Genomic DNA, 13,122 nt, shown 5'->3' with positions numbered 1-13,122 from the left:
GTTGTTGGTACTTCGTTCTTGTCATTCACCACACCTTACCGGATGGCAAGGTGTTGCACTTCAGATTTGAGGGCGCCCTGCAAAATAAATATAATGATCTATTTGATGGGCCAGTTTTTAAGGAAATTGAAGGTCGCATGCGGGGAATGGATGGTTTTTTACTTTGTAGGGTGTGTGAATTTGCCGAGCCAACGCCAAGTGTTGAATGAAACTGCTTGGCAGTGAAAAATCCACAACTAGTCAAAGCCGTTAGAAAGATAGCGAACCGCAGCTCCATGCAGCCGCACGACTTCAGTGAGTCCCAAAGTTCTCGGTCGATGCGTTGAGGCTCACAGCAAAGTAATTTCCGGGTCATGGATGAGCGCGCATAACATAGGCGTTCGGAGCGTTCTGGTACAGGTGAGCGCAGTGCTGGCGCTGTGCTTCATCAGGTACCTGCGGGACCGGGCCGAACTCAGTGTGCCGCTTTACCTCGCCGACCGCATATGCGCGTTCGGTCCAGTTGCTCTCGCGCAGGCTAGCACGCTATGATTATTCTTCATCGTAGATCTGGTCTTCACTAAAGATCAGCATATTGGCTTCACAGGCCTGTGCCGTTATGGAGACGCAGGCTCCTGTCGATATGGCGAAGTAAACGCGGCGTCCTCCAAATTCCAAGGCCGGGTTTTCGTGGCGCAACTCAGAAGCATTGATCCGCATGAGCCGCACGTCGGGAAAGCGCTTGCGCCACTTTGCCGCTGCCTCCGATAGTGTAGGTTCAGTAAGAATCAACTCAGTGATTGCACTGATGTGTTTTACGGTAAGCGCCATGTCATTCCTCCCCGCTCGACACACGGCGGCCTTCCACAGTGACCGGTAGTGTGGTGTCGTCCGCCATCTCTGGCAGTTCAAACCGCCAACCGTTGGCAAGCGTGACGACCCCTCCCCACATCTGCACCCGTGTCATAGAGACTATTGGCTCCTCGAGGTCCTTCTTCGGCAGGTAGGCTTTGAGTGTCCCTGTAACGTCCTTTCGAATCATAATTTTCACGTCGAGAAGCTCCTTCAATGGGGTGGCAAACGGGCGATACACCGCGCATGCGGAACAGCACAGACACCCGGCGAAGCCGCAGGCAGTAGCAATAAGTCGCCATGGGTCATTCTACATGCCTTACAGCCCACGCCGGCGTGGTCCTGAGTGTGCAGTCGATCAAAGCCTTTTGGGTACACCGGCTCACCATCAAGATCCTCAGTCCAACGTTTGACAATCTCGTCCAGCGAACCCGTCCTACACCAGACACTCTACTTATACCCTCCATCGTCGCAAGCACATGTAGCGTAATCACTCAATGCCTCAACGTCTTGGCCGACTAGTGGCACTGCGAGATCATTTACTGCTTCCTTGTTACTTTTCGCAGGCTGCGGATACTACCGTCCTGGGCTCACCGTCCCCGCTGCTCCCGAACCACATCGAGCGAAGGACAGTAGCGCGCTCGCCTAGGCGCGCTAGCACCTCTTCAGGCAGGTTATCGAGCGAGCACAGTTCCCGTGCGCGCATGCCAATCCGGTGGTCCTTATCGACAAAGTGAGTCTCATAGATGTAGAACCGTTGCAGGAACGTGTCGATGCCGGTGACATAGCCAATCTCCCCTTTGTTCGCAATTACTTCGCCAACTCTCTTGCCGTAATACGTACCATCGTTAAGGACCGGCGATCGCGCGACCACCCGCTCGCCAATGCAGAAACACGGCGCAAACTTGATCTCAATGGTTTCGTCATCGTCTAAGTCATTCATAATATGCACTAGAGAAGGTCCGGCAAGGAGATTGCGTTTATCGGCGCAGTAGTATTTTCCACTTTAGGGTATGGTAGCGTAATGTCGATTCATTGAAATTCAGAAATAATCCCTATATGGGTAGAAACTCAACAGCGTTTCTACGCCGGCACAATGCATCCATCCACGGGACACACTGCCACACACTGCGGACTATCGAACTGCCCTTCACACACCGTACATTTTTTCGGATCGATGGAGAAATCACCGTTTTTCTCGCTAATGGCAACGTTTGGACACTCCGCCTCGCAAGCTGAGCACCCAGAACAGGTCGAGGCAATGATCTTCAGGGCCATAAGCGCGCTCCTTCAAACGATGAAATTTTAATCTCGAGATGGCGACCATCATTGTCATGCGTGCCCTGCAGGCAAGCACACACATTGCCGTCAGAACCATTCAAGGAGGCTGCCGGATCGCAGCGTCACCGCGATTCTTATGCGCGACTGCACCGTTTGCAATTCGGCCACGATATTCGGTGTACCAAGAAAGCGCCGCTCTCTCGATGTTTTCGCCGGCATACTGATCTATGGGCTCGATGCCCGCGCGCGATAGTTCCTTACGCGGACACGCCCCGACCTTCGCTACGAGAACAGCATGGCAATCGTTGATGGCACATAGGAGTGACGCTAGTTCTTCGTCGTCGCCATAGCCGTCCTGACAATAATGGTCTACTCGGCGATGGCCGACGAAGAGCACTTGCGTGCCGCTGACCTCGAAGATCTGGAACTCCGAGACATTTCCGAAATGAGCGTTCACGCGTCCGCCCCCCGTTGTCGCGACAGCAACCAATACCTTTATATCGTTCTCCACGTCATTCTCTGGCGCGAGGAATAGCGCCTCCCTTCTTGCCTCAAGTTGCACATTACGCTCGACCTCAATGCGATTCATATACTCGCGGTGGCTGTCGGCGAGATACTCGATTTCCATTGTCTCTATCCTATCGAGCGTGAACTCCCCTCCGCGGTCTTCGCCCAAGAGACCTACTGCGTCGGCGCGGCATTGACGGCAGTGCCGCATCAGAGTCGTGCCGCCCGTGCATGCGTCCTGCACTGCCTTAAGCTCCTGTGCAGTCGGAGCTCGCTGGCCGTGAATCCCGAAATATGTGCCATGCACTGGATCGCAGATCAACGGCATGATGTTATGCAGGAACGCGCCTCGTCTCTTAACCTCCTGGTTTACCAGGATCAGATGTTCTTCGTTTACCCCCGGAATCAACACTGAGTTGATCTTCGTAAGCACTCCACGCTCGGATAGCATCTCGAGCCCTTGCATTTGCCGCTCATGCAAGATGCGCGCGGCGTCTATCCCGGTTACGCGTCGATTGCGCCAGAATATCCACGGGTAGATCTTCTCGCCGACAACGGGATCGACCATGTTTATGGTAATCGTCACGTGATCAATTTTGTATCGGCAGATCTCGTCGACAAAGTCTGGCAACGCAAGTCCGTTTGTCGACAAGCATAGTTTGATGTCCGGGGCTCGCTCGTTAAGCAGCCGGAACGTGTCGAAGGTCGCCTTCGGATTAGCGAGTGAGTCGCCCGGTCCGGCTATGCCAAGTACTGTCAACTGCGGAATTCTGGACGCGACAGCAATCACCTTTTTCACTGCTTGCTCAGGCGTCAGCTTCTGCGACGCGACGCCAGGCCGCGACTCGTTTGAGCAGTCATACTTGCGGTTGCAGTAGTTGCATTGAATGTTGCAGGCCGGGGCAACTGCCACGTGCATGCGTGCATAGTAGCGATGCGCATCTTCCGAGTAGCAAGGATGCGTTTTGATCTTTTCCCATACCTGTGGCGGCATTCGGGCAAGCGCATCCGCCGAACCACAGCGCGACTCGCCATTGCTGCCGTGCGAACCGCAGGCGCCAGGTGCTTCGATCGATACCAGTGGAGTTATCCGCCCAACGCCAATATTGGCAGTTGGGCGCGGCGTACTTGCGTTCGCGCTATCTCGCATGAAGCTTTCCTCTCAATCGACGATGGTCGCGAGCCTAAATAAAGCGAAATCCATGCCAATCGCACACATCCTGCTCCGCTTCCAGTCAAGAGGCCTTTGCGTGCAGCGTCGAATCGATCTGCGCAGCAGTGCATCGTCCTGGCGAGCCAAGGCGGCAGAACAGCGCCTCGCGGACCGAAAAACCGGCGCCCATGTCTGGCAAATGACATTTACAACAGAAGCGATGTCATTGCGCCGTCATTACCGACATTAAACAATGTCGACACTCCATCAAAGTCAGGTCCGATCTTGGATATCCACTTGGCACGACGTTTGCAAATGAACTGCTGGCAACTAATAGCAGACGAGAATACTGACATGCTCAATCCAAGTTTCAAGGAGATCCGTCTTCGCCAAGGCGGCCATGCAGCCAGCGTAGACATCGCGCCAAGGCGCTGCGCTTCGACAGCACACTTTCGGAATATAGCCTGACTCGGTTTACTATCGGAATCCCCGCCACGGACGAAGACGGGCTCGCATGCATCGAGGCAAACATCGGACAGAATCTCAACTTCGGAGCGTAGCTCAGGCAAACGGCTTCTTTCGCTTTCTGCCTTTCTGTAGCGACAACCCGCTTATATGGTCGGAATTCCTTCCTGGATTTATCGCTGCGGTCTTATTCGCTGGAGGCAACTGCATGCAAGGACTTATCGAGGAACTGCAACGCCTCTCGTCGGCCGAAGACTTCCTCATATATTTCGGTATCGCATTCGACGAGAAGGTCGTGAATGTAAGCAGACTTCACATTCTGAAACGCTTCTTTCAGTACATCAAGAAGCACGAAAACTCTTCAGGAGACAAAGACACAACCGCCTTCGCTGTCTATCAGAGTCTGCTTTTGAGGGCTTACAACGATTTCGTCGTCTCGGTACCTGCGGAGCAGAAACTGTTTAAAGTTCTGCAGTCTATCGACGGCCGACAGCACGTCTCCGTCGATAAACTGCGCGCGTCGCTGCCGACCCGCGGCACCGCCTGAGTTGGAGGAATTAATGCATATTGTTGTCTGCATCAAGCAGGTGCCGGACTCGGCGCAGATCCGGGTTCACCCTGTCAACAACACAATCATGCGCCAAGGCGTCCCCGCAATCGTGAACCCGTACGACCTTTTCTCGCTGGAGGAAGCACTGAGGCTAAAGGACCGAATCGGAGGGACAGTCACAGCACTTTGCATGGGACCGCCCCAGGCTGAGGATGCGCTGCGCAAATGCGTCAGCTATGGCGCCGACGATGCAGTCCTAGTCACCGACCGTGCGTTTGCTGGAGCTGACACGCTCGCGACATCGTATGCGCTTGCCACTGCAATCCGCGAGTTATCGAAGCAACACGTAGTAGATATAGTGTTCACAGGAAAGCAAACAATCGACGGCGACACCGCCCAGGTCGGCCCTGGCATCGCCAAGCGCCTGGACTTCCAACTTCTCACTTACGTTTCCAGAATCGTTGAAATCGACTTCGGCGCGCGCTCAATCATCGTGGAGCGCCGAGCCGAAGGTGGAGTGCAAGTGCTAAAAACCGCGCTGCCATGCGTGGTCACGATGCTCGAGAACACGAACGAACTGCGCTTCGCGACACTACCCACGATGATTCACGCAGCAGGCTTTCCGGTCCGTAAATGGAATCGTGAGCAAGCCGGCATCAAGGACGTGGCCAAGATCGGACTGAAGGGCTCACCTACTGTGGTTAAGAAGGTATTCGGCCCAACACCCCGTAGTGAAAGAGCCGAGATCCTCGAACTTGATACGTCCAGCACGCGTGACGTGTCGCTCGAACTGATACGTAAAATTTTCACCCGTCATCCGACATTGGAGGCGGAACTGCTAATGAAGAGGGCCTCATGAAATCATCGACTGCCTCGCATAAGCAACCGTCCGGGGGAGCCATCATCGCCAGCGGCCGACACCTGGAGCTTCCTGAGCACCTGAAGGCATACCGGGGTGTCTGGGTCTTTCTAGAACACGACCACGGTCACGTCCATAGCGTTTCCTGGGAACTGGTCGGCGAAGCTCGCAAGCTTGCCGATAGCCTTCAGTGCGAGGTTGCGGTAGCGGTGTTCGGCGGTCCGGACGAGCCACTTGAGCAGTTTGCTGCCGAAGCGTTCAGTTTCGGCGCCGACAAAGCATATGTGGTCCACGATCAGGTGTTGCTCGGCTATCGCAATGAGCCGTTTACAAAGGGACTGACTGACTTGGTCAACAAGTATCGGCCAGAGATCCTTCTGCTCGGCGCGACTTCTATGGGCAGAGACCTCGCTGGCTCTGTGGCAACCACCCTCTCCACTGGCCTTACTGCCGACTGCACCGGCTTGAACATTGACCCGACGTCCCGTGCGCTGGCGGCCACGCGGCCAACCTTCGGTGGCTCACTTCTTTGTACGATCATGACACTCGCATACCGCCCGCAAATGGCGACGGTGCGTCCACGCATGATGGCGATGCCACAGCCAAAGCGGAATCGCTGCGGTGAGATCGTGCAAGAGGCACTTGAGATGATCGAGGCCGACATCGTGACAAAGTTGCTCGATTTTATCGCCGATACAAACAGCAATCAGATCAACCTCCCTTACGCTGACGTAATCGTAAGTGGGGGCAAGGGATTACGGAACCAGGAAAACTTTCGGCTCCTGTTCGATCTGGCCCGTGTACTCGGCGCCGAAGTTGGCGCGACTCGCCCGTGTGTGCAAGCAGGCTGGGTCGATGCTGACCGACAGGTCGGACAGACCGGAAAAACCGTGCGCCCGAAACTCTACATCGCAGCGGGAATCTCCGGAGCGGTCCAGCACCGCGTTGGCATGGAAAGCTCGGACCTCATTGTCGCAATCAACACCGACCCAAACGCTCCGATTTTCGACTATGCGCACTACGGCATTGTGGGGGATGCGCTGCAACTTCTGCCGGCGTTGACGCAAGCTCTTAACGACCACCTGGCACAGCAGCCATATCGGCCGTAAGCGGAGAACCAATGAAAAAATCCTCGCAATTTGATGCGATTGTCGTCGGAGCCGGGCCCGCTGGAAACACCGCGGCCTACGTGATGGCCAAGGGTGGAATGAAGGTGCTTCAGATCGAACGAGGCGAGTATCCTGGCAGTAAGAACGTTCAAGGCGCGATCCTTTATGCCAATGCGCTGGAACAAATAATTCCGAATTTTCGCGACGACGCGCCACTCGAGCGCCACATTATCGAGCAGCGCATGTGGATGCTCGACGATACTTCGTACGTGGGTACGCATGCTCGCAGTGACGACTACAACAAACCACCCTATAACCGATACACCATTATCCGCGCACAGTTCGACAAATGGTTTTCGGCAAAAGTTCGCGAGGCCGGAGCGTTGTTGATTTGCGAGACGACCGTTGATCGGCTGATCATGTATGGCGATCAGGTCATTGGCGTGAAATGCGACCGCGAAGACGGTGAAGTCTATGGGGACATTGTGATTCTCGCGGACGGTGTCAACTCGACGCTCGCACGCAAGGCCGGATTTCACCGCGAGATTAAAGCGCACAACGTCGCACTAGCCGTTAAAGAGATTCTCTTCATGCCAGAGGATATCATTCGCCAACGCTTTAACGTTGTCGAAGACGAAGGCGTCGTGATTGAGATGGTTGGCCGCATTACTGCAGGGATGACAGGCACTGGCTTTCTTTATACGAACAAGGAATCGCTAACTATCGGCGTTGGCTGCCTACTAAGCGACTTCAAGAAGTGTGCCGATCGCACGAGCCCCTATACGCTGCTGGAGAATATGAAGCATCATCCGTCGATTGCTCCGATCATCGCTGGTGGCGAAATGAAGGAGTACTGCGCCCACCTAATTCCGGAAGGTGGTTTCAATGCAATCCCGAAAGTATATGGGAACGGCTGGATGATTGTTGGCGACTCGGGCGGCTTCGTTAACGCGGCGCACCGCGAAGGTTCCAACCTCGCAATGACAACAGGACGACTAGCCGCCGAGACGGCTATAGCCGCCAAAGCTGCGGGCCGCGGCTATCGCGCCGACGCGCTTTCTGCGTACAAGTCCGCACTGGACGAGAGCTTCGTGATGAAGGATTTGCACAAGTATCGCCATATGCCAGATATTTTACAACGCAATCCACAGTTCTTCACAACGTACCCCGACCTCGTGGCAAAGGCCGCCCGCACAATGCTTACCGTCGATGGCGTCGATAAGAATAAAAAAATGCAAAACATTACGTCTAGCTTCCGAAAAAGCCGCAAGCTGAGCGGACTCATCGGCGATGCTTACAAATTCTGGAGGGCCTTCCGATGAAACCGATTACTGTAACAATTGAGGAAAAATTGTATCAAAATCGCTACCGTGTTGATGTTGGTCGGCCGCATATCCGCATCAGGAACGTCGATATCTGCACCAATAGCTGCGCGGACAAATGCTGCACGCATGTGTGCCCGGCCTCTTGCTATCGTAGAGAGGCCAACGGGTCTGTCACGCTGATTACTGACGGCTGCCTAGAGTGCGGAAGCTGCCGAATTTTATGCACGGATCACCACAACGTCGAATGGAAATATCCGCGCGGCGGTCACGGAATTCTCTTCAAGTTTGGGTAGATCGCAAACGCGATAGGAACAACTGCAATACCTTATTCACCCACTCTATAAACTACACATTGGCGTGACTAGGCATACAAGGCAAGCGTGAAAAAATGAACATTTAGCGCTTTATTTCTATTCATTCATTCCATTAGAGCGCATCGATATATGCGCTCTAACTTCTATAACATAGAGGTTCCAGCGTTCAGGAAAATTTTTCGCGAACTGCAGTCTCTCGGAGCAGCCAATGAATATCTTTACAGGTATTGAATCCACGGAACTCTTCGGCGGAACCGGTTCCCCGGCCGTGGAAGACATTCTCACCAGCGTTCGTGGCGGCAGCAATGATCAAGTTGGCGCTGCGTTGTGGACTGCGGTCCTGACTCATCCACAGTGCTTGCCTCCGTACTATTTGCTATACAGGTTCCATGCGAACCGAGGTGAGCTTAGGGACGCGAAAGGGGTCGCCTTACGGGCCTTGTCGGCCGCAGCTCTTCAAGCATCAATCGACACCGACTGGCGTCTGGTACAGCCGAACGATACCGATTTCACTATTCCCGGGCCGGCCCGCTTCTGGCTCATCACACTGAAGGCGCTGGCGTTCATCAACGCGCGCCTTGGTGATGAAGCCGCCGCGCGGAAGCTGATTACTAAACTGCACAAGCTTGATCCGACCGACTGCATTGGATTAGACGTTGTGAACACCTTGCTTCAGTCGAACGCGCGAACAGACGATATCTTTCCATAAATCATGGCTTCACCCTTATCGTTTACCGGAAACCGTCACTCGTTGATCATCGAAGGGCGGATGCCGTGCTAATAGCGAGCATTCGGTCACTTGATGTTATCGTCGAGGTAGAAGTTGTAGCTATGCAAGATTTTGCGCGAATCCGCTCGTGCCGGATAATTGGCGTTCACTCCTTCGCCTCACCGCTATGGTACGCCAGATTCTGCCGTTAGCAGTATTAGCCAGCGCGCGGACTAGTGCCGCCGCGATTGGCTTACATCTGGACGAGGGCTGAGAGTGATCATTGTAACTGTCGATCTTCTGGAAAACGAACTCAAGCGCGCATTGGTAGAAGGCGCAATATCTGGCCATTGGCTGAATCGGCAGAATGCGTCGCAAGATTCCAAAGGACTTACATCGAAAGGGGGCATGTTAACTAAACGAGTGGGGCTTACGCCCTTAGCATCGGGGTCAAGTGTCGGAATCTGTTCAGATTTGTCAGCCTGTGGCACCAATCGTGACAATTCGAGCTTCCACGCCGGGCTTCGTAGCGGCGCGACGCGGGCCACGACGATGGTACGCAACTTGCGCTACGAGCGAGTAAGGGGTTATTTGGAGTCTATGATGCTGTTCAAGGCGAAGGCTGTCACCATCTTCAACGAACCTGGTTGCTTGACTAACCTGGCAAAGGGTAACGAGGCACGCAAGCGAGGCTGTACAAGGCAACTCACGCCAGGGACCGCGGCGGCCGGCTGCGCATTCGACGGGGCAAAGATTGCATTACAACCGGTGGTTGATGTTGCGCATCTCGTGCATGGGCCGATTGCATGCGAGGGCAACTCGTGGGATAACCGCAATGCAGCATCGTCTGGGGCGATGCTCTATCGTACGGGCTTCACGACTGACATCAATGAGCTCGACGTGATCTACGGCGGTGAGCGTCGACTCTTCAGAAGTATGTGCGAGATCATCGAAAAATACGATCCGCCGGCCGTATTTGTCTATCAAACGTGCGTCACCGCGCTGATCGGCGACGACATAGAGGCAGTCTGCAAATTTGCAACTGAAAAGTTTGGCAGGCCCGTCATACCAGTGCATTCTCCAGGATTCGCCGGATCAAAAAACTTTGGCAACAAACTCGGCGGTGAGGCGCTGCTGGATTACGTGATCGGCACACGCGAACCGGCATATACGACAGCTTCGGACGTTAACATCATCGGCGAATACAATCTCTCTGGTGAGTTGTGGCAGGTTAAACCGCTCTTCGACACGCTCGGCATCCGTATCCTCGCCACTCTCTCCGGCGACGGCCGCTACAGTGAGATTGCAAGTTCGCACCGCGCGAAGGCCAACATAGTAGTGTGCTCAAAGTCCATGATCAATGTCGCGACAAGGATGCAGCAGCGATACGGAATCCCCTACTGTGAAGGCTCATTCTACGGCATAAGCAATATGAGCAGCACCCTGAGGCTGATTGCGAACCTGCTCGTGCAGCAGGGCGCATCCTGTGACCTGCTCTTGCGCACTGAGCGCTTGATTGCCGCAGAAGAGGCTCGTGCATGGGGGCGCATCGCGCCGTATATGAAGCGCCTGGACGGCACGCGGGTGCTACTGATTACCGGCGGTGTGAAGTCGTGGTCCGTTGTGGCCGCGTTACAAGAAGCGGGCCTCGAAATCGTCGGCACGAGTGTGAAGAAGAGCACCGACGGGGATAAGGAAAAGATCGAGGAGATTTTTGGCGACGATGCACGCATGATCGACAACATGACGGCGCGGGAGATGTATGGGATGCTCTGCGACGCGAAGGCCGACATCATGCTGTCGGGTGGCCGGTCACAATTTGTCGCGCTGAAAGCACGGATGCCGTGGCTCGACGTCAACCAAGAACGCCATCGTCCGTACGCCGGTTATGAAGGTATCGTCGAGTTGATGCATGAGATTGACAGGGAGATCCATAACCCGGTCTGGCAGCAAGTGCGAATTTCGGCCCCGTGGGACGACGACGGTGACAGGCTGGTTACCGGGCAGGCGGTTTCGAAGCACTTGCTGCCCGTCCCGGCGTGCGGACACGCGCAGAGTTGGGACTGAGCGAAAGGAGGAAAACATCATGGCTACTGTCGTTCAACCAGATAAATCCTGCACGGTTAACCCGCTTAAATTGAGCCAACCGCTCGGCGCGAGCTATGCGGCCATGGGTCTCGACGCTTGCATGCCGGTGATGCATGGTCCGCAGGGCTGCGCATCGTTCGGACTCGTCCTGTTGGTACGTCATTTCAGAGAGGCTGTTCCGCTGCAGACCACCGCGATGAATGAGGTCACCACCATTCTCGGCGGATACGAGAATGTCGAGACGGCTTTGGTGAACATCTGCAAGCGCGCGGCACCAAAAATCATTGTGCTCTGTTCGACGGGGCTCACCGAAACGAACGGCGAGGACATCGTTGGTCATCTCACGATGGTGCGCCAGCGCAAGCCCGAACTAAACGACACCGAACTGGTATACGTATCAACGCCCGACTACGTTGGATCCTTTGAGGAGGGGTACTGCCGCGCCATTAGCGCGATCATTAATGCAATAGTCAAGCCATTGCCGGCCGCCAATCGACAGATCACCCTTCTTCCCGGCTGCCATCTCTCGCCAGGCGATATTGACGAATTGCGCGAAATTATCGAAGCATTTGGGCTAGAAACGATCGTACTGCCGGACATCTCAGGTTCCCTTGACGGACATCTGGCGCCTGACTGGAGGGGTACAACGCTAGGCGGAACGACGCTTGATCAAATCCGCGCGGCTGGCGCCTCCATCTTTACCATCGGCGTTGGCGAACAGACCCGAGAAGCCGCGCAGACCCTTGCGGCAATAGCTGGCATTCCGTTCGAAATCTTCGAGCGGCTAACAGGGCTAGAACCCAACGACCGGCTCTTGAAGCGCCTCGCGCAACTATCGGACCGGCCGGTTCCGTCGAAGTACCGCCGGCAGCGTAGCCGATTGCTCGACGCAATGCTCGACGGGCACTTTTACACCGGCGGCGCCAAGGTGGCACTCGCTGCGTCGCCTGATCTGTTGCTTGCAATCGGTTCGCTGCTGCACGAAATGGGAGCCGAGTTATCGGTTTGCGTCAGCACAACCACGTCGGCGTCACACGCGCGTCTGCCAGCAAGAGAAGTCGTGCTTGGTGACCTTGAGGACTTGGAACGAGCGGCGGTCAACTGCGATTTGCTTATCACGAATTCTCACGGTCGGAAAATGGCCACACGCCTCGGCAAGCCGCTCATGCGCGTAGGCTTTCCCGTTTTCGACCGCCTTGGCAACGCGCAAAGTTGCCATGTCGGCTATCGAGGTACGATGAACCTCATCTTCGAGATTGCAAACCTGATGATCGACCAGATTGCCCAACCACATCCGGGGCGCTGGCCACTGCCGCAGTCGTCGCTCGATCTTGCTGCAACTGCCCCACTTACGAAGTGAATCGCATCATCACATTCATTGTGCGAGCATTAAAGGAAAGGACTGGATGAAAATCGCATTTGCCACCCAGGATAGAGTGCATGTCGACGCGCACTTCGGCTGGGCGAAAAGTATTGTCACCTACGACGTGACCCCAGATAGCCACACGTTTATTGAGGCCTTCGATTTTGGCAACACGCTGAAGGAGGATGGCGACGAGGACAAGCTCGGGCCTAAGCTCGAAGCCATCTCCGACTGCGTGATCCTGTACGTTGCAGCTATCGGGGGTTCAGGTGCTGCGCGCGTGGTCGCAATGAAGATCCATCCAGTCAAGGTATCACAGCCAGAACTGATCGAAGACATTCTCGTTAAGCTGCAGGACGTCTTGACGGGCACTCCCCCTCCGTGGTTGCGCAAGGCGATCAGGAAGGGCGTCGAAAGATCATATGGCATTCCAGATGATGACTAAGAACATCTCATGCTATTAAATAGCGGCGCATATACCGCATTCGGTGTGATCTTGCCCCCGGAGAGTGGAGTTCTTAGCCTATGTTCCAATACGAGCAAGGAGCTAAGACATGTCGAGCAAGCA

General features: G+C 54.9%; 16 protein-coding genes. 11 read left to right on the top strand and 5 right to left on the bottom strand.

Annotated elements, in window-relative coordinates; genetic code table 11:
* Nucleotides 1–209, top strand: a 209-nt coding sequence (locus tag J8I82_RS36205; RefSeq protein WP_209765173.1) for a hypothetical protein, incomplete at its 5' end; no start/stop codon positions are given.
* A 322-nt stretch (nt 210–531) separates the two neighbouring features.
* On the opposite strand, the gene J8I82_RS36200 is transcribed toward J8I82_RS36205, so the two are convergent.
* The 5 genes from J8I82_RS36200 to nifB all read right to left on the bottom strand — a co-directional run bounded on the left by J8I82_RS36200 (nt 532) and on the right by nifB (nt 3,769).
* Nucleotides 532–810, bottom strand: coding sequence for a hypothetical protein (locus tag J8I82_RS36200; RefSeq protein WP_209765171.1), 279 nt, complete (start codon nt 808–810; stop codon nt 532–534).
* A 1-nt stretch (nt 811) separates the two neighbouring features.
* Nucleotides 812–1,030, bottom strand: a complete 219-nt coding sequence (gene nifT / locus J8I82_RS36195) for a putative nitrogen fixation protein NifT (protein ID WP_209765168.1) — start codon at nt 1,028–1,030, stop codon at nt 812–814.
* A gap of 354 nt (nt 1,031–1,384) precedes the next feature.
* Nucleotides 1,385–1,774 (bottom strand): nitrogen fixation protein NifZ, encoded by a 390-nt coding sequence (locus J8I82_RS36190; RefSeq protein WP_209765166.1) that lies wholly within the window; start codon nt 1,772–1,774, stop codon nt 1,385–1,387.
* Between the two features lie 140 nt (nt 1,775–1,914).
* A complete protein-coding gene (locus J8I82_RS36185; protein ID WP_209765164.1) occupies nt 1,915–2,109 on the bottom strand; it encodes a 4Fe-4S binding protein in 195 nt (64 codons plus the stop codon).
* Between the two features lie 100 nt (nt 2,110–2,209).
* On the bottom strand, nt 2,210–3,769 hold the full coding sequence (nifB, locus tag J8I82_RS36180; RefSeq protein WP_209765154.1) for a nitrogenase cofactor biosynthesis protein NifB: 1,560 nt from the start codon (nt 3,767–3,769) through the stop codon (nt 2,210–2,212).
* On the opposite strand from nifB, the gene J8I82_RS36175 reads away from it, so the two are divergent.
* The 10 genes from J8I82_RS36175 to nifX all read left to right on the top strand — a co-directional run bounded on the left by J8I82_RS36175 (nt 3,768) and on the right by nifX (nt 12,999).
* Complete coding sequence (locus J8I82_RS36175) at nt 3,768–4,022, top strand: hypothetical protein (RefSeq protein WP_209765152.1); 255 nt, start codon at nt 3,768–3,770, stop codon at nt 4,020–4,022. The two genes, nifB and J8I82_RS36175, sit on opposite strands and share 2 nt — an antisense overlap.
* A gap of 423 nt (nt 4,023–4,445) precedes the next feature.
* Nucleotides 4,446–4,784, top strand: a complete 339-nt coding sequence (gene nifW / locus J8I82_RS36170) for a nitrogenase stabilizing/protective protein NifW (RefSeq protein WP_209765150.1) — start codon at nt 4,446–4,448, stop codon at nt 4,782–4,784.
* 13 nt (nt 4,785–4,797) lie between these two features.
* Nucleotides 4,798–5,646, top strand: a complete 849-nt coding sequence (locus tag J8I82_RS36165) for an electron transfer flavoprotein subunit beta/FixA family protein (RefSeq protein WP_209765148.1) — start codon at nt 4,798–4,800, stop codon at nt 5,644–5,646.
* A complete protein-coding gene (locus tag J8I82_RS36160) occupies nt 5,643–6,755 on the top strand; it encodes an electron transfer flavoprotein subunit alpha/FixB family protein (RefSeq protein WP_209765138.1) in 1,113 nt (370 codons plus the stop codon). The genes J8I82_RS36165 and J8I82_RS36160 overlap by 4 nt, the downstream gene beginning before the upstream one ends.
* 11 nt (nt 6,756–6,766) lie before the next feature.
* The gene (locus J8I82_RS36155) at nt 6,767–8,077 is read left to right on the top strand and encodes an FAD-dependent oxidoreductase (RefSeq protein ID WP_209765136.1); all 1,311 of its coding nucleotides are present in this window, start codon (nt 6,767–6,769) and stop codon (nt 8,075–8,077) included.
* Nucleotides 8,074–8,373, top strand: coding sequence for a ferredoxin family protein (locus J8I82_RS36150; RefSeq protein ID WP_209765135.1), 300 nt, complete (start codon nt 8,074–8,076; stop codon nt 8,371–8,373). Before J8I82_RS36155 ends, J8I82_RS36150 begins: the two co-directional genes overlap by 4 nt.
* 229 nt (nt 8,374–8,602) lie before the next feature.
* Nucleotides 8,603–9,103 (top strand): hypothetical protein, encoded by a 501-nt coding sequence (locus J8I82_RS36145; RefSeq protein ID WP_209765133.1) that lies wholly within the window; start codon nt 8,603–8,605, stop codon nt 9,101–9,103.
* A gap of 603 nt (nt 9,104–9,706) precedes the next feature.
* Nucleotides 9,707–11,170: a nitrogenase iron-molybdenum cofactor biosynthesis protein NifE gene (nifE, locus tag J8I82_RS36140; RefSeq protein WP_209765175.1), complete on the top strand. Its 1,464-nt coding sequence runs from the start codon at nt 9,707–9,709 to the stop codon at nt 11,168–11,170.
* A 19-nt stretch (nt 11,171–11,189) separates the two neighbouring features.
* Nucleotides 11,190–12,551, top strand: a complete 1,362-nt coding sequence (gene nifN / locus J8I82_RS36135) for a nitrogenase iron-molybdenum cofactor biosynthesis protein NifN (protein ID WP_209765130.1) — start codon at nt 11,190–11,192, stop codon at nt 12,549–12,551.
* 46 nt (nt 12,552–12,597) lie between these two features.
* The gene (nifX, locus tag J8I82_RS36130; protein WP_209765128.1) at nt 12,598–12,999 is read left to right on the top strand and encodes a nitrogen fixation protein NifX; all 402 of its coding nucleotides are present in this window, start codon (nt 12,598–12,600) and stop codon (nt 12,997–12,999) included.
* The last annotated feature ends 123 nt before the right edge of the window (nt 13,000–13,122 follow it).

Source organism: Cupriavidus consociatus, assembly GCF_017814975.1.
Taxonomy (GTDB): domain Bacteria; phylum Pseudomonadota; class Gammaproteobacteria; order Burkholderiales; family Burkholderiaceae; genus Cupriavidus; species Cupriavidus consociatus.
Note: the sequence above shows the minus strand (reverse complement) of the source record. Positions and strands in the feature narration are given on the sequence as shown.